This window comes from Pseudomonas fulva (genome assembly GCF_023517795.1).
In the GTDB taxonomy this organism is placed as follows: Bacteria; Pseudomonadota; Gammaproteobacteria; order Pseudomonadales; family Pseudomonadaceae; genus Aquipseudomonas; species Aquipseudomonas fulva_D.
In genome coordinates this window covers 4,566,699-4,588,267 of the sequence record NZ_CP082928.1, presented here as the reverse complement: position 1 = coordinate 4,588,267, position 21,569 = coordinate 4,566,699, and the positions used below count along the sequence as shown (strand labels likewise).

The 21,569-nt window shown below is 64.2% G+C and carries 22 protein-coding genes and 2 pseudogenes; 15 read left to right on the top strand and 9 right to left on the bottom strand.

Going from position 1 to position 21,569, the window contains the following annotated elements; all coding sequences use genetic code 11:
- Positions 1 to 52: 52 nt before the first annotated feature.
- The 6 genes from otnI to K8U54_RS21130 all read left to right on the top strand — a co-directional run bounded on the left by otnI (position 53) and on the right by K8U54_RS21130 (position 6,209).
- Positions 53 to 832 (top strand): 2-oxo-tetronate isomerase, encoded by a 780-nt coding sequence (gene otnI / locus K8U54_RS21155; RefSeq protein WP_249907649.1) that lies wholly within the window; start codon positions 53 to 55, stop codon positions 830 to 832.
- 170 nt (positions 833 to 1,002) lie between these two features.
- A complete protein-coding gene (locus K8U54_RS21150; RefSeq protein ID WP_249907648.1) occupies positions 1,003 to 1,860 on the top strand; it encodes a DMT family transporter in 858 nt (285 codons plus the stop codon).
- A 360-nt stretch (positions 1,861 to 2,220) separates the two neighbouring features.
- Positions 2,221 to 2,568, top strand: coding sequence for a cupin domain-containing protein (locus tag K8U54_RS21145; RefSeq protein ID WP_070886495.1), 348 nt, complete (start codon positions 2,221 to 2,223; stop codon positions 2,566 to 2,568).
- Between the two features lie 241 nt (positions 2,569 to 2,809).
- Entirely contained in the window at positions 2,810 to 3,898 is a 1,089-nt protein-coding gene (locus K8U54_RS21140) for an SMP-30/gluconolactonase/LRE family protein (protein WP_249910489.1), read from the top strand.
- A gap of 305 nt (positions 3,899 to 4,203) precedes the next feature.
- Entirely contained in the window at positions 4,204 to 5,238 is a 1,035-nt protein-coding gene (locus K8U54_RS21135; RefSeq protein WP_249907647.1) for a GGDEF domain-containing protein, read from the top strand.
- Positions 5,239 to 5,387: 149 nt separating this feature from the next.
- Positions 5,388 to 6,209, top strand: coding sequence for an HDOD domain-containing protein (locus K8U54_RS21130; protein WP_249907646.1), 822 nt, complete (start codon positions 5,388 to 5,390; stop codon positions 6,207 to 6,209).
- A 231-nt stretch (positions 6,210 to 6,440) separates the two neighbouring features.
- Here K8U54_RS21130 and K8U54_RS21125 read toward each other — a convergent pair whose 3' ends face one another.
- On the bottom strand, positions 6,441 to 6,848 hold the full coding sequence (locus tag K8U54_RS21125; RefSeq protein ID WP_249907645.1) for a transcriptional regulator: 408 nt from the start codon (positions 6,846 to 6,848) through the stop codon (positions 6,441 to 6,443).
- A 113-nt stretch (positions 6,849 to 6,961) separates the two neighbouring features.
- Here K8U54_RS21125 and K8U54_RS21120 point away from each other — a divergent pair, with 113 nt between their 5' ends.
- The gene (locus K8U54_RS21120) at positions 6,962 to 7,414 is read left to right on the top strand and encodes a BRO family protein (protein WP_249907644.1); all 453 of its coding nucleotides are present in this window, start codon (positions 6,962 to 6,964) and stop codon (positions 7,412 to 7,414) included.
- Between the two features lie 6 nt (positions 7,415 to 7,420).
- Here the strand turns inward: K8U54_RS21120 and K8U54_RS21115 are convergent, their stop codons facing one another.
- Positions 7,421 to 8,068 (bottom strand): YecA family protein, encoded by a 648-nt coding sequence (locus K8U54_RS21115; protein WP_249907643.1) that lies wholly within the window; start codon positions 8,066 to 8,068, stop codon positions 7,421 to 7,423.
- 184 nt (positions 8,069 to 8,252) lie between these two features.
- Here K8U54_RS21115 and K8U54_RS21110 point away from each other — a divergent pair, with 184 nt between their 5' ends.
- Positions 8,253 to 10,256 carry a peptidase U32 family protein gene (locus tag K8U54_RS21110; RefSeq protein WP_249907642.1) on the top strand — a complete coding sequence of 668 codons (2,004 nt, stop codon included), beginning with the start codon at positions 8,253 to 8,255 and terminating at the stop codon, positions 10,254 to 10,256.
- A gap of 77 nt (positions 10,257 to 10,333) precedes the next feature.
- The gene (locus tag K8U54_RS21105) at positions 10,334 to 11,392 is read left to right on the top strand and encodes a hypothetical protein (RefSeq protein WP_249907641.1); all 1,059 of its coding nucleotides are present in this window, start codon (positions 10,334 to 10,336) and stop codon (positions 11,390 to 11,392) included.
- On the opposite strand, the gene K8U54_RS21100 is transcribed toward K8U54_RS21105, so the two are convergent.
- Entirely contained in the window at positions 11,376 to 12,287 is a 912-nt protein-coding gene (locus K8U54_RS21100) for a DMT family transporter (protein WP_249907640.1), read from the bottom strand. The two genes, K8U54_RS21105 and K8U54_RS21100, sit on opposite strands and share 17 nt — an antisense overlap.
- 130 nt (positions 12,288 to 12,417) lie before the next feature.
- Here K8U54_RS21100 and K8U54_RS21095 point away from each other — a divergent pair, with 130 nt between their 5' ends.
- On the top strand, positions 12,418 to 12,855 hold the full coding sequence (locus K8U54_RS21095) for an Lrp/AsnC family transcriptional regulator (protein WP_249907639.1): 438 nt from the start codon (positions 12,418 to 12,420) through the stop codon (positions 12,853 to 12,855).
- Positions 12,856 to 12,891: 36 nt separating this feature from the next.
- Here the strand turns inward: K8U54_RS21095 and K8U54_RS25470 are convergent.
- A pseudogene (locus K8U54_RS25470) lies at positions 12,892 to 13,323 on the bottom strand (methyl-accepting chemotaxis protein); the annotation flags it as partial.
- 156 nt (positions 13,324 to 13,479) lie between these two features.
- Positions 13,480 to 14,109, bottom strand: a pseudogene (locus K8U54_RS25465) (PAS domain-containing protein); the annotation flags it as partial.
- 450 nt (positions 14,110 to 14,559) lie between these two features.
- Here K8U54_RS25465 and K8U54_RS21085 point away from each other — a divergent pair.
- Positions 14,560 to 14,985, top strand: coding sequence for a thiol-disulfide oxidoreductase DCC family protein (locus tag K8U54_RS21085; RefSeq protein ID WP_249907637.1), 426 nt, complete (start codon positions 14,560 to 14,562; stop codon positions 14,983 to 14,985).
- Positions 14,978 to 15,346: a DoxX-like family protein gene (locus tag K8U54_RS21080; RefSeq protein ID WP_249907636.1), complete on the top strand. Its 369-nt coding sequence runs from the start codon at positions 14,978 to 14,980 to the stop codon at positions 15,344 to 15,346. The genes K8U54_RS21085 and K8U54_RS21080 overlap by 8 nt, the downstream gene beginning before the upstream one ends.
- Here K8U54_RS21080 and K8U54_RS21075 read toward each other — a convergent pair.
- Positions 15,343 to 15,927 carry an eCIS core domain-containing protein gene (locus K8U54_RS21075; protein WP_249907635.1) on the bottom strand — a complete coding sequence of 195 codons (585 nt, stop codon included), beginning with the start codon at positions 15,925 to 15,927 and terminating at the stop codon, positions 15,343 to 15,345. The genes K8U54_RS21080 and K8U54_RS21075 overlap by 4 nt on opposite strands.
- A 98-nt stretch (positions 15,928 to 16,025) precedes the next feature.
- Positions 16,026 to 16,343 (bottom strand): putative quinol monooxygenase, encoded by a 318-nt coding sequence (locus K8U54_RS21070; protein ID WP_249907634.1) that lies wholly within the window; start codon positions 16,341 to 16,343, stop codon positions 16,026 to 16,028.
- A 152-nt stretch (positions 16,344 to 16,495) separates the two neighbouring features.
- On the opposite strand from K8U54_RS21070, the gene K8U54_RS21065 reads away from it, so the two are divergent.
- Positions 16,496 to 17,083: an NAD(P)H-dependent oxidoreductase gene (locus K8U54_RS21065; RefSeq protein ID WP_249907633.1), complete on the top strand. Its 588-nt coding sequence runs from the start codon at positions 16,496 to 16,498 to the stop codon at positions 17,081 to 17,083.
- A 67-nt stretch (positions 17,084 to 17,150) separates the two neighbouring features.
- Positions 17,151 to 17,696, top strand: coding sequence for a GNAT family N-acetyltransferase (locus K8U54_RS21060; protein ID WP_249907632.1), 546 nt, complete (start codon positions 17,151 to 17,153; stop codon positions 17,694 to 17,696).
- A gap of 18 nt (positions 17,697 to 17,714) precedes the next feature.
- Here the strand turns inward: K8U54_RS21060 and K8U54_RS21055 are convergent, their stop codons facing one another.
- Together K8U54_RS21055 and K8U54_RS21050 are read right to left on the bottom strand one after the other, a co-directional pair.
- On the bottom strand, positions 17,715 to 18,905 hold the full coding sequence (locus K8U54_RS21055) for a sugar transporter (protein ID WP_249907631.1): 1,191 nt from the start codon (positions 18,903 to 18,905) through the stop codon (positions 17,715 to 17,717).
- A gap of 482 nt (positions 18,906 to 19,387) precedes the next feature.
- Positions 19,388 to 20,104 carry a UTRA domain-containing protein gene (locus K8U54_RS21050; protein WP_249907630.1) on the bottom strand — a complete coding sequence of 239 codons (717 nt, stop codon included), beginning with the start codon at positions 20,102 to 20,104 and terminating at the stop codon, positions 19,388 to 19,390.
- A 293-nt stretch (positions 20,105 to 20,397) separates the two neighbouring features.
- Between K8U54_RS21050 and K8U54_RS21045 the strand changes: the two genes are divergently transcribed.
- Positions 20,398 to 21,456 carry an ABC transporter substrate-binding protein gene (locus K8U54_RS21045; protein WP_249907629.1) on the top strand — a complete coding sequence of 353 codons (1,059 nt, stop codon included), beginning with the start codon at positions 20,398 to 20,400 and terminating at the stop codon, positions 21,454 to 21,456.
- Positions 21,457 to 21,569: the final 113 nt, after the last annotated feature.

Genomic DNA, 21,569 nt, shown 5'->3' with positions numbered 1-21,569 from the left:
CTAGCGCGCTCGCCCTCTCAATCCCTTCGCCGATTTGAAAAGAGAGATCCCCATGCCTCGTTTCGCCGCCAACCTCAGCATGCTGTACCCGCAGCATGACTTTCTGGACCGCTTCGCTGCGGCTGCCGCCGATGGCTTCGCGGCGGTTGAGTATCTGTTCCCCTACGACTACAGCGCCCCAGAGCTGAAACAGCGCCTGAGCGACAATGGCCTGGTGCAGGCACTGTTCAACACCCCGCCAGGCGACTGGGCAGCCGGCGAGCGCGGTATCGCCAGCCTGCCGGGCCGCGAGGCGCAATTCCGCGTCGGCGTGGCCAAGGCGCTGGAGTACGCCCAGGTACTGGGCAACGACCGCATCCATGTGATGGCCGGCCTGCTGCCGAGCGAAAACCTGCGTGCAGCGCATCAGGCGGTGTACCTGGAAAACCTCGCCTATGCCGCCGAGCAGGCCCGTGGCGCTGGTGTAACGGTGCTGATCGAGCCGATCAATACCCGTGACATGCCGGGCTTCTTCCTCAACCGCCAGGACCAGGCCCAGGCCATCGTCCGCCAAGTGGGTGCCGATAATCTCAAGGTGCAGTTCGACTGCTACCACTGCCAGATCGTCGAAGGCGACCTGACCATGAAGCTGCGCCGTGATTTCTCTGGCATCGGCCACATCCAGATCGCTGGCGTACCGGACCGCCATGAACCGGACATGGGCGAACTGAACTACGCGCAGCTGTTCGAGGTGATCGATGAATTGGGGTACACCGGCTGGATCGGCTGCGAGTACCGCCCAAAGGGCGATACCAGCGAAGGCCTGGAGTGGCTGCGTCAGCTCAAGGCCTGAACAACCTGCTCGATCAGCGCCAGCGATTCACGGCAGCGCGCAGGAAAATAGGCGTCTAGGCAGCCAGTCACCAGGTCGCGAACGCCTCTACCGGCGGCGCATCTGGGCAGGCCGACGCACCAAGATGGCGCGATGATCGGGGCAGTTCCCATCACAACAAGGAAGGCCCCATGAAAGACTCGGCGCGCGGCCTGCTGCTGGTCATCAGCGGCATCGTGCTGCTCAGCTTCGATGGGCTGCTGGTGCGCCTGGTACAGGCGGACGGCTGGAGCATCGTGTTCTGGCGCGGCTTGCTGATGTTCATCGCCCTGGGCGCCTTCTCGCTGTCGGCCAGCAGCCGCGCGAGCCTGCGCGCCAAGCCACTGCCGGGGGCCGCGTCGGCGGTGCTGCTGGCGCTGATCTCGATCTTCTTCGTGCTGGCGATCGTGCATACCACGGTGGCCAATGTGGTGGTCATCCTCAGTACCGCGCCGCTGTTCGCCGCGCTGTTCACGCGCTTCTTGCTGCGCGAGGCGGTGGCACTGCGCACCTGGCTGGCGATCGGCGTGGCGACGCTGGGCATCGTGCTGGTATTCGCCGGCTCCTTCAGCGCCAGCGACCTGCTGGGCAACGGCTATGCACTGCTGTCTTCGGCGGCGCTGGGCGCCAACCTTACCCTGCTGCGCCGTCATTCCAGCCTGGCCCGCATGCCGCTGATCGCCCTCGGCGGCCTGGTCGCCGCGCTGATCGCCCTGCCCAAGGCGCAGCCCTTCGGCCTGGATTCGGCCAGCTACCTGGCGCTGGGCATCATGGGGCTGGTGCAGATGCCGCTGGCCACCTTGCTGATCAACAGCGCGACGCGCTACCTGCCGTCCGCCGAGGTGGCGCTGTTCTACCTGCTGGAAAGCGTGCTCGGCACCCTGTGGGTCTGGTACGTCCTCAACGAGGTGCCGGCCACGGCCACGCTGTACGGCGGTGCGCTGGTGATCGCCACGCTGGTGGTGCATGCCGGCTGCACCCTGCGCGCCCGTCCTGCGCTGCCGGCCTGAGCGCAAATGCGCACGCCCATGTCGACCCCAGACAACCAGGCGCCGGCCGAGCGCCGTAGGGTCTGTTGCCGTTTCAACGCGAGCCGCGTTGCCGCGAGAAATCTCGCCAGGCTAGGCGGAGGACGCAGGGAATGGCGTTCCCTTTTCAAGTCCTCCAACAACGCATGGCGAGATTTCTCGCGCAACCCGAAGGGCCGGGCCCGTTTTGCCGCGATGCTGCGTTTCTCGCCGGCTCATTTAGCTAGCTAAACTTCGCGGCTCGTGCCTTGCCTCGCGGCAAAACGGGCTCCGGCGCGGCCGTGCGTGAAACGGCAACAGACCCTAAGGTAAACCCACTTTGTCCAACACCAGGAGCCCTTCATGGCCAACAAACCGATTACCGTACTGCGCGATACCCAGCCGATGCCCGTCGTCGACGCCTGCAAATGGGAACGCATCGAGGGCGAGCCGCACACGGTCAACCTCAACGCCTACACCAGCGATGACGGCAGCAAGATCATGGGCACCTGGATCTGCACGCCGGGTAAATGGCGGGTCGAGTACGTGAAGTGGGAGTACTGCCACTTCCAGGAAGGCTACTGCATCATCACCCCGGACGGCATGGCGCCGATCCACCTCAAGGCCGGCGATATCTTCGTCGTCGAGCCAGGCATGAAAGGCACCTGGGAAGTGGTCGAGACGGTGCGCAAGTACTTCGTGTTCGCCTGACCCTGCCGCCTGTGCAGCCATCGCGAGCATGCAGTGGCTGCTCGCTAGTCATCAGATAACCACGAGACTGGCAGCGCAAAAAACCCAGCAAGAATTTAATTAAAGCTCTTGTAAATCAATTGAATAAAAAACAACTTGGTCAGCGCCTTTATTCAGGCGCGACAAACCTTTCATGCTTGTGATACATCTTTTAGGTTGTTAACGCCGTTTCGGCCCGACAATGACAAGAAGGGACATGGACATGAATGACAGCCTGCAACCTGGCCACTCGCGCCGCCACTTTCTCAAGCATTCGCTGATCTGCTCCGCCGCTGCCGCCAGCGCCGGCTCATTACTGCCGCAACTGGCTAGCGCGGCACAGCCGCTCGGCCTGCGCTATCCGGATAGCGCCGTGCAGGTGCTCGATGACAGCTTCCTGCAACTGCGTCTGTTCAACGCCAGCGTGGAAAAACTCGCTGATGGCCTGCGCTGGGCGGAAGGCCCGGTGTGGTTCGGCGACGGCCGTTACCTGCTGGTCAGCGATATTCCCAATAATCGCATCATGCGCTGGGACGAGATCAGCCAGACCCTGGGCGTCTACCGCCAACCCTCGAACTATGCCAACGGCCTGGTGCGCGACACCCAGGGCCGGCTGATCGCCTGTGAAGGTTCCACCACCCAGGAGCTGGGCCGGCGCATCACCCGTACCGAACACGACGGGCGCATCACCGTGCTGGCCGATCGATTCGACGGCAAGCGCTTCAACTCGCCGAACGACGCGGTGGTCAAACGCGACGGCTCGGTGTGGTTCACCGACCCCCCTTTCCAGGCCGGCAATTTCTACGAGGGCTACAAGATCGAGCCCGAGCTGCCCCATGGCGTCTATCGCATCGACGGCGAAACGCAGCAGGTCACCCGCGTGGCCGACGACCTGGGTGGCCCCAACGGCCTGTGCTTCTCGCCCGACGAGAAGACCCTGTACATCGTCGAGAGCCTGGCCAAGCCGTATCGCCTGGTGTGGGCTTACCCGGTGAACGATGACGGCAGCCTCGGCCAGCGCCGCAAACACATCGAAGCCACCGACACTGGCGATCTGGATGGCATCAAGTGCGACGAGTTCGGCAACCTGTGGTGCGGCTGGGGCAGCAACGGCTCGGCCGGGAGCGATCCGGAAAAGCTCGATGGCGTGCGCGTGTTCAACCCGCAGGGCAAGGCCATCGGCCATATCTCACTGCCGGAGCGCTGCGCCAACCTGTGCTTTGGCGGCGAGAAAGGCAACCGCCTGTTCATGGCCAGCAGCCATGCGCTCTACTCGATCTTCGTGAACGCGCGAGGCGCGACCCTGGTGTGAACGCCGCCGATCAGGCCCGGCCTGATCGTGTTCCAGCAACGGGTCATTGCAGCCAGAGGCCGTCTGGCAGGCAGGCCGGGCTGCCAGGCCGATACGCCGCTGACGATGGAACCGCCGGCGGCCAGGGCCGCTGCGCAGCCGGCCCTCCCCCCAGAAAACGACGAGTCGCCGATGACGAAATACCCCTGGTAGCACAGGGCCATCTTCGTGCAGAATTGTCGGTTTCACCCCTCTCTGACCAGACGGCGTAGCCCCCGGGACACGCCGGCCACCGCGTGCGCCAAGGCGCCCGGAAGGACGATTCGATGCTGGCTACAGTCGATCACCATGATCAGTCCCGGCGCAGGATGTTCAAGACCCTGCTGTGGGTGACCCTGTGTTTCGGTGCGTTGTTCTCGATCTTCAACGCCACCCGCGGGCTGTGGCTGCTGGTGGGCATCGAGGTGGTCTACACCCTGCTGTCGCTGTACATGCTGGTAGTGGTCGAGCGCACCCGGTACCTGCGCGCCCTGACCATCGTCTACCTGATCCCTTTTCTCGGGGTGATGATGGGAACCCTGGCCAACCCGGACACCTCGGTGGGCATCTTCGCCTGGATCCAGACCATCCCCATCATCCTCTACCTGCTGCTCGGCCTGCGCCTGGGGCTGATCGGCTCGGTCCTGTTCGTCAGCCTGGGCCTGTACCTGTACACCCAGCACTACACCGAGAAAGACCCCAGCGACAGCCTGGGTTTTCTGCTCGATATCGGCATGGCGACCCTGGCCATCACGGTCTTCTCCCACACCTATGAACACACCCGCGGGCAGACCGAGAAGCGCCTGCTCGAACTGATCAGCACCGACTACCTCACGGGCCTGGCGAACCGTGCCAAGCTGACCGAGGTGTTCGCCCGCGAGCGCGCCCATGCCAGGCGCAACCAGGCACCCCTGGCCCTGGTTTACCTGGATATCGACCACTTCAAGCAGATCAACGACCGCTTCGGCCATGAAACCGGCGATCAGGCCCTGCGCCATTTCGCCGACGTATTGTCGCAGCGCCTGCGCGCCACCGACCTGCTGTGCCGGCTCGGCGGCGAGGAATTCGCCGCCCTGCTGCCCAACACCAGCGCCGCCCAGGCAGCGAGAATCGCCGAGGCGCTGCGCGAACGGCTGGCCAGCACCCCCCTGGACGTCAAGGGTACGCCCATGCAGATGACCCTCAGCGCCGGCGTGGCCAGCCTCGGGCAGGACGGCGAGCGCCTGGACGAACTGATGAACGCCGCCGACAGACGCACCTACGCGGCCAAGCGCGCCGGCCGCAACCGGGTGGTCAGCGGTGAGGCTTGCGCCCTCGCCTGACCATGGGTTGGCGTTGAAAGGCCGCGCTTTTCGTCGTCGGCACGGGCATTCGGCACTGCGAAAAACCCGGCTCGAGGCCTGGCACCCGCCATCAGCGCGGCTATGCTGAAACTCCATAGAGTCCGCCGGTTTTTCCCCAGGAGCATCATATGGATATCGCCAGCCTGTTCGCCGAACTGCACACCCTGCCCACCGTCCCCAAGGTCGCCCAGGACCTGATCCAGCAATTCGACAACCCCTCCACCAACCTGGAAAGCGTGGCGCGCAATATCGAGCGCGACCCGGTGGTCGCCGCCAAGGTGCTGCGCCTGGCCAACTCGGCGCGCTTTCGCGGCTCGCGCGACGCCAGCAGCGTGGAAGATGCCGCCATGCGCCTGGGCTTCAACACCCTGCGCACCCTGGTGCTGGCCTCGGCCATGACCGGCGCCTTCAAGGTCGATACCGGCTACAACCTGAAAAAGTTCTGGCTGCGCAGTTTCCGCGTGGCGAGCATCGCCCGCGCCCTGGCCAAACAGTCGAAGCTCGACGCGGATGCCGCCTTCACCTGTGGAATGATGCACAACATCGGCGAACTGCTGATCCAGACCGGCGCCCCGGACTTCGCCCGCCGCCTGAACCGCCACCCGCAACGCGAGGCCGCGGCCCAGGCCGCCGAGGAAACCCTGCAACTGGGCTTCGGCTACCCGGAAGTCGGCGCCGAGCTGGCGCGCCGCTGGCAGTTGCCGGCGCTGATCCAGAACGCCATCGCCTACCAGAACAAACCGGCCCAGGCGCCGGGCGACAGCCAGTATGCGCGCCTGGTGGCGCAGGCGATCCACGTCGAGGAGAGCCTGGAGGCCCATGGGTTGACCGATGAAGCCAAACAGGACCTGGAAGGCCCGCTGTTCGAGGGCGTGGACCTGGCCAAGCTGTTCGAGGCGCTGCCCGCCGTGCTGGAAGCGGACAAGGCGTTTGGCGAGTTGCTGAACTAGGCCATCAGGCCGCCGGAGTCGCCCACTCCGTCAGGACGATCAGCCGGGCGCCGGTCATGACGCCCGCGGCCCGGCTCCATCCCCGCAGTGCGCCATCCGGTGGCGCTGCCAGTCCAACCGATGGTGCCATCGCTGCCGTCGCTGGCGCCATGCCTCCGGTAGTGTTCGCCTGGCGGATCGGTCTGCGAGCCCCTCAGTAAGGTCGGCGTTCGCTGCCCGCTGGCGAATGCCTTACTTGGACGCGCCCGGCTGCTTGGCAGTCTGCGCGAAGGTCATGATCACATCGCGCACCACCTTGCGCTGGGCGGCAGGCAGGGCGAGAAAGGCTTCGATGGCCTCCCGCTCGGGGTAGAACGCGGGGTCTTCCCAGCGGCCGCGCTGCTCACGCACCGCCATGGCCGCGCGTTCGCCGAAACGCAGCGCCTGCGGTTCGACGCGCAGCCAGTCGGCCAGCACCTGCAGTTTGTCCTGGGAGGGAATGGCCTGGCCGCGCAGCCATCGCGACACGGCCTGGAATGTCACCGAACGCCCCCAGTAACGGGAGTTGAATTCCCGTTCCAACACGGCAGGACGATCAGGGTAGCCGGCAGCGAGCATGGCATCGCGCAGGCGCTGGGCAAATTCGGTTTTTTCGGTCATGGGCGGACGTTAAATTCCGCTTCCATGCTAGATTGAACATACGGTTTAATTGTAAATTAAATTCATGGTTTCATCACGAGCACGGTGGCGCTGGTGATGTACAGGGAGGTGCCATGAACTACGCACGGTCATTTCAGGTAGAGGGACGGCAAGTCGATGTCCGCGCCAGCGCTGATGGGCGCCTGTGGTTCTGTGCAGACGCCATCTGCGCGCTGCTGTGCTTTTCCGACAGCCAGGCGGCGCTGCTCCATCACTGCAAGCCCAGCGGCATCCTGTTCGGTAGCGAGGCATCACCCCAGGCGATGATCGACCTGCGCAACGTGCTGCAGCTCAGCCATCACAGCCCGCCAAGCCGCGCGGCCCGCGTCTACGACTGGCTGTGCCATTCCGTGCTGGCGTCGCAGCTGGGTCACCCGGGCAAGCCGCAACGCCATCAGCTCACCACCAATGACCAGCAGTTGCAGGTATTGCGCTGGCAGGACAGCTGGTGGCTGGAGATGCAGGATGCGGTGGAGTTGTTCGGCAGTGGTAATCAGCCCCTGCCGCGCCCCGTTCATCCTGAATGAGCGGTTTCAGCCACGCAGGCAGCACTGCTTGTACTTCTTGCCGCTGCCGCAGGTGCAGGGGTCGTTGCGGCCGACCTTGGTCTCTTCTCGGCGTACCGGCAGCACAGGCTCCAGATGCTCCTGCCAGTACTGATAGAGCGCCACGGCGGCGGGCTCGACCGTGGCGACCGAGGCGTCGTACGCCTCATCGGACATGGCATTGAGCGCGTCCACGCCCTCCTCGCTGCCGTGCAGCGTAATGCTCGCCAGCGCAGCCTCCAGCTCCTCGGGCAGCTCTGCATCGATCCAGCCAGCCACCTGGGCACCACGCAGGTAACCGGCGCACCACTGCGAGACGATGAGCTTCTCACCCTTGCCATTGTCGTCGGCCAGGAAGATGGCCTCGTAGTCGTCCGGCTCCTCGCCGAGCATATAGGCGGCTTCGCTCATCAGCTCGACGGCCAGCTTGGTAAAGCGCTCGCCTTCCTTGTCGTTGGCCCATTTGGGCAACTGCTCGGCCCAGATGTGCGGATACCAGGTGCCGGGGTCGATCTGCCGAGGCCCGGACACGATGGCCGCGAAATAGCCGTCCAGTTCGCTGGCAGAAAGAATCGAGTCGTCGTTGCCATACTTGAGCAACAACTGATCGAGCTTCTCGAGCCCTCTGTTATCCATCGCAAACACCCCTCTGAAAAAAGGCCGCTACTTTCCCACAGATGGCCGGCCGCCGACAGCCTCGCCAGCCGTCCGGCACATCACGGGTGCCGAGGCGGCGGCGGCCCGCTACAATGCGCGCCTAACCGTGCCCCAGAGGGCCGCTGCAGCGCCTGCAGCCCCTCGCTGCCTATAAAGAAAAACCATGTCCTTGCCCAAGAACCACCTGGAACTGCTCAGCCCTGCCCGCGATGTCGAGATCGCCCGCGAGGCCATCCTGCATGGCGCCGACGCCGTCTATATCGGTGGCCCGAGCTTCGGTGCCCGGCACAACGCCTGCAACGAGGTGAGCGATATCGCCAAGCTGGTGGAGTTCGCCCACCGCTACCACGCGCGCATCTTCACCACCATCAACACCATCCTGCATGACGACGAACTGGAGCCGGCGCGCGCGCTGATCCACCAGCTCTACGACGCGGGCGTGGACGCGCTGATCGTGCAGGACCTGGGCGTGCTGGACTTGGACATTCCGCCCATCGAGCTGCATGCCAGCACCCAGACCGACATCCGCACCCTGGGCCGCGCCAGGTTTCTCGACCAGGCCGGCTTCTCCCAGCTGGTGCTGGCCCGCGAGCTGAACCTGCAGGAAATCCGCGCCATCGCCGATGAAACCGATGCCGCCATCGAGTTCTTCATCCACGGCGCGCTCTGCGTGGCCTTCTCCGGCCAGTGCAACATCTCCCACGCGCAGACCGGGCGCAGCGCCAACCGCGGCGACTGCTCCCAGGCGTGCCGCCTGCCCTACACCCTCAAGGATGAGAAAGGCGGCGTGATCGCCTACGAGAAACACCTGCTGTCCATGAAGGACAACAACCAGAGCGCCAACCTGCGCGCGCTGGTCGAGGCCGGCGTGCGCTCGTTCAAGATCGAGGGGCGCTACAAGGACGTGGCCTACGTGAAGAACATCACCGCCCATTACCGCCGCGAGCTCGATGCCATCCTCGAAGACCGCCCGGACCTGGCGCGTGCCTCCAGCGGCCGTACCGCGCACTTCTTCGTGCCCGACCCGGACAAGACCTTCCACCGCGGCAGCACCGACTACTTCGTCACCGAGCGCAAGGTGGATATCGGCGCCTTCGACTCGCCGACCTTTACCGGGCTTTCCGTCGGCCATGTCGAGAAGGTGAACAAGCGCGACCTGATCGCCGTCACCCATGAGCCGCTGTCCAACGGCGACGGCCTCAACGTGCTGGTCAAGCGCGAGGTGGTCGGTTTCCGCGCCAACATCGCCGAGCTGAAGGCAGAGTTCGAGGAAGACGGCGAGAAGCGCTACCGCTACCGCGTCGAGCCCAACGAAATGCCGGCCGGCATGTTCCGCCTGCGCCCCAACCACCCACTGAGCCGCAACCTGGATCACAACTGGCAGCAGGCCCTGCAGAAGACCTCGGCAGAGCGGCGCATCGGCATCCAGTGGAAGGCCGAGCTGCGTGAAGAGCGCCTGAAGCTGACCGCCACCAGCGAGGAAGGCATCAGCACCAGCGTCAGCCTGGCCGGCCCCTTCGGCCCCGCCAACAAGCCGGAACAGGCCCTCGATGGCCTGCGCGACCTGCTCACTCAGCTGGGCACCACCATCTACCACGCCCAGGGCGTGCAGCTGGACGCGCCCCAGGCGTTCTTCGTGCCCAACTCGCAGCTGAAAAGCCTGCGCCGCGAAGCCATCGAGGCACTGACCGAAGCCCGGGTCGCCGCGCACCCGCGTGGCGGGCGCAAGGCCGAGAGCAACCCGCCGCCGGTGTACCCCGAGTCGCACCTGTCGTTCCTGGCCAACGTGTACAACCACAAGGCCCGCGAGTTCTACCACCGCCATGGCGTGCAGCTGATCGACGCCGCCTACGAGGCCCACGAAGAAGAAGGCGAAGTGCCGGTGATGATCACCAAGCACTGCCTGCGCTTCTCCTTCAACCTGTGCCCCAAGCAGGCCAAGGGCGTCACCGGCGTGAAGACCAAGGTGGCGCCGATGCAGCTGGTGCATGGCGACGAGGTATTGACCCTGAAGTTCGACTGCAAGCCGTGCGAGATGCACGTGATCGGCAAGATGAAAGGCCATATCCTCGACCTGCCCCAGCCGGGCAGCGCCGCCACCCAGGTGGTCGGCCATATCAGCCCGGAAGACCTGCTGAAAACGGCACGCCGGCAGGCGCCGCACTGAGCCCACCTCGCACTCAGCGTTTCAGCTAAAACCGCAGCAGACGGGCCCGCTCCCCTCGCCTACAAGGAAGTAGCCGCATGACCCGCTGGCTGGATAAACCCTCGATGGACAGCGACGAGCTGATCGATCAGGTGATCGATCACTCGCAGCGTTTTCTTAGCCGCTACGCGTCCCCCGTTGCCAAATTCTGTCCACCGTTATTCGGCTTCGCGATCTTTCTGCTCTATTTCAACCGGCACGGTTTCTACCCGACCTTCGATCTGTTCCAGTTCTCGTCGTTATTGCTGGCGGCCGCGGTGCTCGGTTTCATACTGGTGGGCACCTATGTGCTTCTGCTAGTGGTGCCCGGCGCCTGGCTGCACTACGGCTTCGTCAATTCGCCGGCCATCAAGGAAGAGCTGCGTTATATCAGGCCGGCCAATGACAAACAGAGCTACCGCTTCGTCGGCATCCTGATTGGCCTGGTGTACGTCGCCCCGTTCGCTGCGAGCGCGCTCTGTGTGATGTACGTGACATTCGCATACACCTCGCTCTTTCAACACGCGATGTTTCTGATGCCTGCGCTGATCACGCTGATCGCAGGCCTCCTATTACAGAAGCTGCTGGAGCTGAGGACTTACAGTTTTTTGCGCTATATGTGGTCGGCTTATCTCCCAACCGCCATCGTCGCGTTAGCCAGCTTCCTGATCATTCGTGATGCGGCCACTGGCATCGACCAAATGGACAACGACTTGCTAAGAGCTTGTGTCGTTTACGGAACACCGATCCTGATCAGTGTGATTACCGGAATTTGCGCAATAGGCTTTGTGGCCGGGTGGAGCTTTACCCTACATATCTCCACCTTCTTCGCCCTCTTGATCGCCTTCTACAGCGGTCTGCTAACCACCCTGCCAGACAAAACCGTACGCGCCATCGGCCTGGGCAACTACAAGGCCGAGCGCATCATTCTGGATAGCAGCTATTGCGACAGCGATGCGCAAAAGGCCCTGGCCTTCGATAACCAGTGTTCCCTGACAGACGTCCATGTGGTCTGGCTGATGGGCGACAGCCTGCTGTTCAAGCTCGACAAGGAAGGCAAGCAACTGATCCAGGTGCCGTCGCGCTTTATCAAGATGGTGATCAAGGCTTCGGATTGAGCCGGCTTGCAGTACTCCAGCGCACACGCAAGCTCCATCCCTGCTGCATCCCCGCAGCCGCCAGCAGAATCGCCGCCACGCCCAGCCACTGCAACGCACCGAGCTGGTGGTCAAAGGCGACCCAGTCCACGGCAATCGCCGCGATCGGGTAGATGAACGACAGCGCGCCGGTCAGCGCCGTGGGCAGCTTCTGGATGGCGCCGTACAGCAGCACATACATGCCGCCGGTATGCACCACACCCAGAGTGAGCAGGATCGCCCAGGTCTGCTGGCCCTGGGGCAGCGTGGTGAAATCGGCCAGCGGCGCCAGCATCAGCACGCCAACGCTGACCTGGATCAGCGCGATCAGATGCGGTGGCACGCCCTTGAGCTTCTTGATGATCAGGGCGGCCACGGCGTACAGAAAGGCGGCGCCAAGGGCGAGGGCGATGCCTGCCAGGTAGTCGCCACCGCCCTGCCCCGTACTGCCGTGGGCGCTGACGATGGCCAGCATGCCGAGAAACGAGATCGACAACCAGGCGAGCTTCTGCAGGGTCAGTTTTTCGCCGAGAAACAGCGCCGCCAGGATCACCAGCATGAACGGCTGCACGTTGTAGACCGCGGTGCCGATGGCGATCGAGGCGCGGGAATAGGACGCGAACAGCAACAACCAGTTGCCGACGATGGCCACCCCACTGACCATGGCCAGCGTCGCGGTATAGCGGCTGAGCAGGCCTGGGCGCAGAAAGCCCAGCATGGCGCAGACCACCAGCAGCGTCAGGGCGCCGAACACGCAGCGCCAGAACACCACCTCCAGAACCGGCAGGCCGGACAGCAGCACGAACCAGCCGATGGTGCCGGAAATCAGCATGGCGGCGACCATTTCCAGCGTGCCTCTGTGGATTTGCTTGTCCATCATCGTGCTCCCTCAGTGAGGCACGAATTATGGCAAGCGGCGCGATGGCACTCCATGGCAAAGGAGAGGCAGGAAAGGCGTTCTGGCTTTACTATCAAGGCAGAAAATCGAAATTACCTTCGGAGCCAATATGATCGATGAAATCGACCAACACCTGATCGCGGCCCTGACCGAGGACTCGCGCCGCTCGCTCAAGGCACTGGCGCAGATCAGCGGCCTGTCCTCGCCGAGCGTGGCGGAGCGGCTGCGCAAGCTTGAGGAAAAAGGGGTACTCAAAGGCTATGGCGTAGAGGTCGACCCGCGCGCATTCGGCTACCAGCTGCAGGCCATCGTGCGCATTCGCCCGCTACCCGGCCAGTTGCACGAAGTGGAACGACAGATCCAGGCCACGCCGCAGTTCACCGAGTGCGACAAGGTCACCGGCGAGGACTGCTTTATCGCCCGGCTGCATGTGCGCTCGATGGAACAGCTGGACGAGATACTCGACCACATCAACGTCTATGCCCTGACCAACACCGCCATCGTCAAGAAGACCACGGTGAAGCGACGACTGCCGCCCATGGGGTGATCGCGATGGCGAGCCGACCCGCCATCGTACCCGGCCTCATTTCAACTGGCTGGCGAAGCGCTCCACGGCGCCGAGCACCTGCTTGGCGCCCTGACGAATCTCGACGATCACGTCGCCGGCCTGGTTGGCCAGCTCCAGGCCCGCCTCGGCCTGCTGGCGGCTGCTGGCCATGTCGCGCACCGCAGCGTCGACCAGCTTCTGGTTTTCCTGCACCACGCCGACGATCTCCTCGGTGGCCTTGCTGGTGCGGCTGGCCAACTGCCGGACCTCGTCGGCGACCACCGCGAAACCGCGCCCCTGCTCACCGGCACGGGCGGCCTCGATCGCCGCGTTGAGCGCCAGCAGGTTGGTCTGCTGGGCGATGCTGCCGATGGTCTGCACCATGGTGCTGATCAATACCGATTGCTTGCCCAGTGCCTCGATACCCTCGGAGGCCGAGCCCATCTGTTCGGAGATGCGCTGCATGGTCTGCACCGTATCGGTGACCACCTGGGCACCGCGCTGGGCGGTGGTGTCGGTCTGCTGGGAAATGCCGTAGGCGATTCCCGCTGCCTCGTTGACCTCGTCTTCGCGGTTGACCTGGTCGGTGATCACGGTGGCGAACTTCACCACCTTGTAGAGTTTGTCCTGGGTGTCGTGCACCGGGTTGTAGGTCGCCTCCAGCCACACCACGTGGCCGTGGCTGTCGACGCGCTTGAAGCGGCCGGCCACGAACTCGCCACGGTTCAGGCGTTCCCAGAACTGCTTGTAGTCGGGCGAGTGGGTTTCCTGCGGGTCGCAGAACATGCTGTGGTGCTTGCCCTTGATGCGCTCCAGGCTGTAGCCCATGCCGTGCAGGAACTGGTCATTGGCGGTCAGCACGTGGCCACTGAGATCGAACTCGATCACCGCGGTGGAACGCAGCAGGGCGTTGATGAAATCCTCGTTTTCCCGGGCGCGGTTCATGGTTTCGGTGATCTCGCTACCGAAGCACTGAACGCGGCGTATCGCACCACGCTCATCGACCACCGGCTGCCAGCAGGCCTGCAGCCACACCAGTGCGCCGTCGGCACGCAGAAACCGATAGCGATCACGCACCGAGTGCCCGGTGCGAATGGCCTCGCTCAAGTTCTTGAAACACGGCAGGTTCTTCACGTACGCCGGCACGATGTCGCTCATCGGCCGATTGACCAGCTGCTCGGGCCCATAGCCCACGAACCGCGAGAAGTTGGCATTGGAATCGATGATCCGAAAATCGGCATCGATGGTCAGCATGATCATCTCGGTCTGGATGCCCTGATACAGCTGTCGGAGCAACGACAGTTCGGCATCCTTGGCCTGCAATTCTTTTTTCCACTGGTTACCGAACATGCGCTTTCTCCAAAAGGCAATCACGTTGAAATTCATCGGCTGCCCTGCCGATTTATTGAGGGCCGTCCAGCCGCAAGATTGCAGGCCGCTCTGCCATCAAGCATAGAAGGTAGGTAGCGGGTTATCGGGAGTTTGCAAAGCAAAAATATGCCGCTCGCAAGACCGGGCGGATCCGAAGTCAAACGGGCAGTGCTGCTCAGGTAAAGTGCAGGCTTCACGGCGAGGCTGCCGGTGCTCGGGTTCCCCGGCCTAGCCCTGATCACGCAGCGCCCGCATCGTGGCACGTCGACAAAATACCGGCTCTACGGACCCGGTTGCGTTACCCTGGCTCAATCACCCGCACGGAGCACATCCATGGCTTACCCACCCCATCTGCAGGCCGGTGATCGCGTCGTGCTGTTCGATGGCGTGTGCAAGCTGTGTAACGGCTGGAGCCGCTTTCTGATTCGCCACGACCGCGCCGGCAAGCTCAAGCTGTGCAGCGTGCAGTCGCCACAGGGCCAGGCGATTCTGGCCTGGTTCGGCATGCCGCTGGATCACTTCGACACCCTTGTGTATGTCGAGGGCGACCGGGCCCTGCAGCGCAGCGACGCCATTCTGGCCATCCTGGGTCAGCTGCCGGCACCCTGGCGCTGGGCGACGGTGGCGCGCGTGATACCACGCCGCCTACGCGACTGGGCCTACGACCCCATCGCCCGCAATCGCTACCGCCTGTTCGGCCGCCACGACCACTGCCCGGTGCCGCGCCCGGAAGACCGCGAGCGATTCCTGCATGACTGACGCCCGGCTGGCGCGCCTGACGTTGGCCGTGATCTTCATCTACCACGGGCTGGTGCCCAAGCTGCTGCTGCGGGACGCCACCGAACTGCAGCTGCTCGACGCCCATGGCTTGCCCCACGGCCTGCTTGTGCTGGCGGGTGTGGGCGAGATGCTGCTGGGGCTGCTCATCGTGCTGTTGCACCGGCAGCGCTGGCCGCTCTACATGGCGCAGGTGGCATTGCTGGTGCTGCTGGTGGATGTGGCAGTCTTCGCGCCCGCATTGCTGACCCAGGCGTTCAACCCGCTGACCTTGAGCCTGGCCGGCCTGGTGCTCGGCGTGATCGCCCTGCGCGGACAGCCGGCGCAGCCGATGCCGCGTTAACGGCCCGTCTGCTCGCGCAAGATGCGCGCGATCTCGGCCTGACGCCGATAGGCCGGCGCCTCGACGGCATTGAAATCGCGGCTGTAGCGCGCCGCAAAGCCCGCCGTGCCCCATTCCCGGTACTGCTGCACGTGCAGCAGTTCGTGGGCCCACAGCGCGGCATCCTGCTCGGCCATCCGCGCATCGCGAAACACGATGATGTCGATCAGGGTGACCGCCTGGATATCCGGGTTCTGCATCACGTTGCGGGCGGCGCTCAGCTCGTCCAGATCACCCACCTTGTAGCGCACCGCATCGAGCAGTTCGGCGGCGTAGAACGGCAGCAGCTGTTGGCGGATCGATGGCGGAATCGGCAGGGTGCCCTGGCGCGCCGCCGATTCGCGCGAACGCAGGATCCAGCCTTCCAGCGCGGCGGCGGTGATGGTGCCGGCGCGCTCCTGCATCGGCCCGAGCACGCCGTTGGGGTCCGGCACGCAGATGCAGCCGCCCAGGCACACCCGGGTTTCGCCCGGCGCGCAGGCCAAGGCGGCAGGCAGCGGAAAAACCGTCAGCAGCACGTACAGCACAACCCGTCTCGACATCTATCGCTCTCGATCAGACAAAGACGCGACCATGGCGTTAGCCGTTGCAGTTGTCCAGCCCCGGCGGATCAGCGCAGCTTAGCGAAGGGCTACCAGGCCTACTTGCCAGACGACAAGGCAGCCGACGAAGGGCTGAGCATCTCGATCTCGCGGATCTCGAAATCCCGCAGCAGATACTCCATGCGCCGCTCATGGAAGTCGCGCATATGCGGCAAGGCGGTGTGCACCGCCAGGTGCTCGCGGGACTGCCAGACCTCGAAGAAGATGAACAGCGCAGGGTCCTTGGCATCGCGCAGCATGTGGTACTCGATGCAGCCAGGCTCGGCGCGACTGGGTTCGACATAGGCGCGAAACAGCTGTTCGAAGTCGTCGGCGCGTTCCGGGCGGGTATGGGCGTGAAGAATGAAACCGTACATGGGCGTCTCCTGTTGGGTACTGCTGCACCGTACCGCAGGCAAATACGGAGCATTCATGCATTTCAGTCAAAGGTAATTTGCCCTTGCCGGCATTTTTCGTCTGCGCGCGAGGCCGTAACCTGAGCCCATTCAATCAGTTACCGAGAACCTCCATGAAAAACATCCTGCTCCTCAACGGCGGCAAGCAATTCGCCCACTCCGATGGCCGCCTCAACCGCACCCTGCACGAAAGCGCCGCTGCTTTTCTCGATCAGGCCGGTATCGCGTTCAAGACCACCGAGATCGACGCCGGCTACGACGTTGCTGAGGAAGTGCAGAAATTCCTCTGGGCCGATGTGGTGATCTACCAGATGCCGGGCTGGTGGATGGGCGCGCCGTGGATCGTCAAGAAGTACATCGACGAAGTGTTCACCGAAGGCCACGGCAGCCTGTACGCCAACGATGGCCGCACCCGCTCCGACGCCTCGCAGAAGTACGGCAGCGGCGGCCTGATCCACGGCAAGCAGTACATGCTGTCGCTGACCTGGAACGCCCCGCAGCAGGCCTTCGACGACCCCAGCGATTTCTTCGAGGGCAAGGGCGTGGACGCGGTCTACTTCCCCTTCCACAAGTCCCAGCAGTTCCTGGGCATGCGCGCCCTGCCGACCTTCCTGTGCGTGGACGTGATGAAGCGCCCGGATGTCGAGCGCGACGTGCAGCGCTATCGCGAGCACCTGGCCCGCGTGCTGCAGAACGCCTGACACGGCATGACAAACGGGGCCGCGACCGGCACTATCGGTCGCTCCGCCTCGCCATGGACTGCCCCCGATGCCCCTTCCCAGCCTCCATACTCCGCGCCTGCTGTTGCAGCCCCTGCAACTGGCCGACGCCGAGCAGATCCAGCCGCTGTTCGGCAAATGGGAGGTGGTGCGCTACCTCAATGCCCAGGTGCCCTGGCCCTACCCGGCCGACGGTGCGCTAGGCTACCTGCGCGATGTCGCCCTGCCCGCCATGGCCGCCGGCCGGGAATGGCACTGGACGCTGCGGCCCATTGCCGAGCCCGAGCGGGTGATCGGCGTGGTCAGCCTGATGGATACGCCCGGCAACAATCGCGGCTTCTGGATAGCGCCAGCCTGGCAGCGTCATGGCCTGATGAGCGAGGCCTGCGTGGCGGTCAACCGCTACTGGTTCGAGGTGCTGCAACGGCCGGAAATGCAGGTGCCCAAGGCGGTGGAAAACATCGCCTCGCGGCGCCTCTCCGAGCGTGAAGGTATGCGCCTGGTGGCAACCGGCGAGAGCCATTACGTGTGCGGACGGTTGCCTTCCCAGACCTGGGCGCTCAGCCGCGAAGAATGGCTAAACCGGCAGACCTGAAATCTGCTGCTGTTGCAATTACAGCGGCTGCGGCTTGAGCGGCCGGGAAAAGCGGTAGGTGGTCACCCCGCACAGCAGCAGGCCGGCGATGCCCAGCAGGCCGCCGACGATGCCCACATGGGCCACGCCCAATTGGCTGCTCACCAGGCTGCCGAGCAAGGCGCCACCGCCGATACCGACGTTGAAGATGCCCGAGAACAGCGCCATGGCCACGTCGGTGGCGTCCGATGCCAGGTTCAGCACCTTGGCCTGCAGTGCCAGCCCGAAACACATCATCGCAACTCCCCAGATCACGCTCAGAGTGGCCAGCAAGGCGTGCTCGCGGGCCACTGGCAGCAGGAGCAGCATGCACAGGCTCAGGGTGCCGATCGCAGTGATCACGAACCCACGTGGGAAGCGCGTGCTGTAGCGGCTGAACAGGATCGAACCGATGATCCCCGCACAGCCGAACAGCAACAGCAGCACGGTGACCATATCCGCCGCGATGCCGGCGACTTCCAGCGCGAACGGCTCGATGTAGGTGTACGCGGTGAAGTGGGCGGTGATCACCAGGGCGGTCAGCACGTACACGGTGACGAGCGCCGGGCGCTTGAACAGCACCGGCAGGCTGCGCAGCGAACCGGAGTTCTGGCTCGGCAGCAGTGGCAGGCTCTTGATCAGACAGAGCACCACCACACCGGCCACCACGGCGATGGTGGTGAAGGTGGTGCGCCAGCCCAGCACCTCGCCGATCACCCGGCCCAGGGGAATACCCAGCACCATGGCCAGGGCGCTGCCGGTCGCCAGCAGGCCGAGGGCCTGGGCCTGCTTGCCTTCAGGCGCCACCCGCACCGCCAGGGACGCGGTGATCGCCCAGAACAGCGCATGGGCCAGGGCGATGCCGATGCGGCTGACCACCAGCACGGTAAAGTTCCAGGCGACGCCGGACAGCACATGGCTGGCGATGAACAGCACGAACACGAAGGCCAGCAGCTTGCGCCGCTCGATATTGCGGGTCAGCAGCATCAGCGGCAGCGAAGCCAGGGCCACCACCCAGGCGTAGATGGTCAGCATCAGGCCGACGCTGGCGGTGGTCATCTCGAAGCTATGGCCGATCTGGCTCAGCAAGCCGACCGGCACGAACTCGGTGGTATTAAAGATGAAGGCGCCGAGCGCCAAGGCGATCACGCTCAGCCAGCTGCCGCCGTGCGCTCTTTCCGGTGTGTTCATTCGGCTGATATCCGCCTTTGGGGGAACGCTGACTACAACGGCCATTCGCCCGAGGCCGGATGGCAACGAGCGCGGTAGAAGCGAACAAGAAAATGTAGAACCCATACACGACGAACACGCACACGGCAGCTCGCACTCCCGAAGCGATGAAAGCGGGGAGTGGCGGATGCGGAGAGCGGAAAATTATAGGTATGGGATGGCCTGCGGCGGCGATTCTACGCACGGCCTGGCGGCTGAACAATATGCCCGGAAAGGTGCTGGCTGGATGGGCGACGGCCGGTCTTCAGAGCGATCAGCGATTGCTGTTTACGAACGTGGGTAGCGGCAGCTTCAAGGCAGAAGCGGCCGTTCGCTACGTAGGGTGGATGACGCTCTTTTCATCCACCATTGCAATCGCAGAGCGGTGGACGGGTCGGGCCGCGTAGGTGAAGCGTCGTCCACCCTACGAACTGCGCCGGTCTCTGCTCCGCCACTTACCGCCCTTACTCCGGTACCTCCACGCTGATATGAATCGCATCATGGCGCCAGTACTCGAGGTCGCAGTCGATCAGCCGGCCGTGCTGATCGCGGTTGACCCGGGTGATGCTCAGCGCCGGGCTGCCGGCGGCGACCTTGAGCGCGGCGGCGGCATCGGCGTGCAGCGCCGTGGGCACCATGTCGAAGCGCACGCGGCCGTAGCGTATGTCGTATGCGCTGGCGTACAACTCGGTGAGCGAGCGGGTCAGGTCATAGTCGAGAATGCCGGGAAAGTAACTCGGGTTGAGGTAATGCTCGACGTACAGCACCAGGCGCCCGTCGATGCGCCGCGCACGGCGGATCTGGTAGACGCTCGACAGCCCCGACAGGCCCAGCACCTGGCAGATCTGCGCGTTGGCGGGGATCAGCCGGGCGCTCAGCACCTCGGTGGCCGGCACCCGCCCCTGCTCGGCGACCATGGCGTGGAAGTGGGTGCGCACCGACGGGTTGTAGGCCACCCGCGCCGGCGACACGAACCAGCCGCGGCGTTCCTCGCGGTACACCAGCCCCTGGGCTTCCAGCTGCCCCAGTGCCTCGCGCAGGGTGATCCGCGTGGTGTCGAACAGATCGCTCAGGCGGCGCTCGGCCGGCAGCTTGCAGCCGGCGGGCAGCAGGCCGTGTTCGATCTGTTCCTGCAACGCGCGGCAGATGGTGGTAACGGCCCGCGGCGTGTCATCGCGCATCACCCTGATTCCTTTTGGACTAGACCAGCCCCATCACGGGGCATGTTGCGGCCATCTCTACGCCGCACCTCTTGCCGCCCAGGCTAGGCAAGCACCATGACCGGCAGATGACAGCCAGGCTGCAAGCAGGGGCCATGCCAGGCAATTCAATGCCTTGGGCTGGTCTACGCTCTCTAAGCGCAACGCCAGTGATAGGTAACCGACCTCGTCGACACAAAACTGTCATTGGCAGCGCCTACATTGGCTTGGCTCTTGCTGATCTAGACCAACCTCGCATCGCAAAGGAGTTTCCAATGAAACAACTGCTACTGGCATCGCTGATGGGCAGCGCCATCGCTCTGGCTTCCCACGCCATGGCCGCCAACACGGATTTGACTGCACTGGAACAGGCCGCACGCAAAGAAGGCGCCGTGAACAGCGTCGGCATGCCGGACAGTTGGGCCAACTGGAAGGACACCTGGCAGGACCTGAGCGACAAGTACGGCCTCAAGCACATGGACACCGACATGAGTTCGGCCCAGGAAATCGCCAAGTTCGCCGCCGAGAAGGACAACGCCAGCGCCGACATCGGTGACGTCGGTGCCGCCTTCGGCCCCATCGCCGTGCAACAGGGCGTGACCCAGCCCTACAAGCCCAGCACCTGGGAGCAGATTCCCGAGTGGGCCAAGGACAAGGACGGCCACTGGGCGCTCGCCTACACCGGCTCGATCGCCTTTATCGTCAACAAGCAACTGGTCAAGGACGTGCCGAAAAGTTGGGCCGACCTGAAAACCGGCAAGTACCGCGTGGCCATCGGCGACGTCAGCGCGGCCGCCCAGGCGGTCAATGGGGTGCTGGCGGCGGCCATCGCCAATGGCGGCGACGAGAAGAACATCCAGCCGGGCCTGGACTTCTTCGCCGAGATCGCCGAGCAGGGTCGCCTGTCGCTGGCCAACCCGACCATCCAGACCCTGGAAAAAGGCGAAGTGGAAGTCGGCATCGTCTGGGACTTCAACGGCCTTTCCTACCGCGACCAGATCGACCCGAGCCGCTTCGAGGTGCTGATCCCCTCCGATGGCTCGGTGATCTCCGGCTACACCACCATCATCAACAAATACGCCAAGCACCCCAACGCCGCCAAGCTGGCCCGCGAGTACATCTTCAGCGACGCCGGGCAGATCAACCTGGCCAAGGGCAATGCCCGGCCGATCCGCGCCGAGCACCTGACCCTGCCGGCCGACGTGCAGGCCAAGCTGCTGCCCAACGAGCAGTACGCCAAGGTCAAGCCGATCAAGGATGCCGCCGCCTGGGAAGCGACCTCCAAGGCATTGCCGCAGCAGTGGCAGGAAAACGTGATCATCAATATGGAGTGATCCAGCCTGCAGCCTCGTAGGGTGGATCGGGGCGCGTAGCTGACGCTCCGTCCACCATTTTGATATCCCAGCGGTGGATGAAAAGAGCGTCATCCACCCTACTCCTCCAGGAT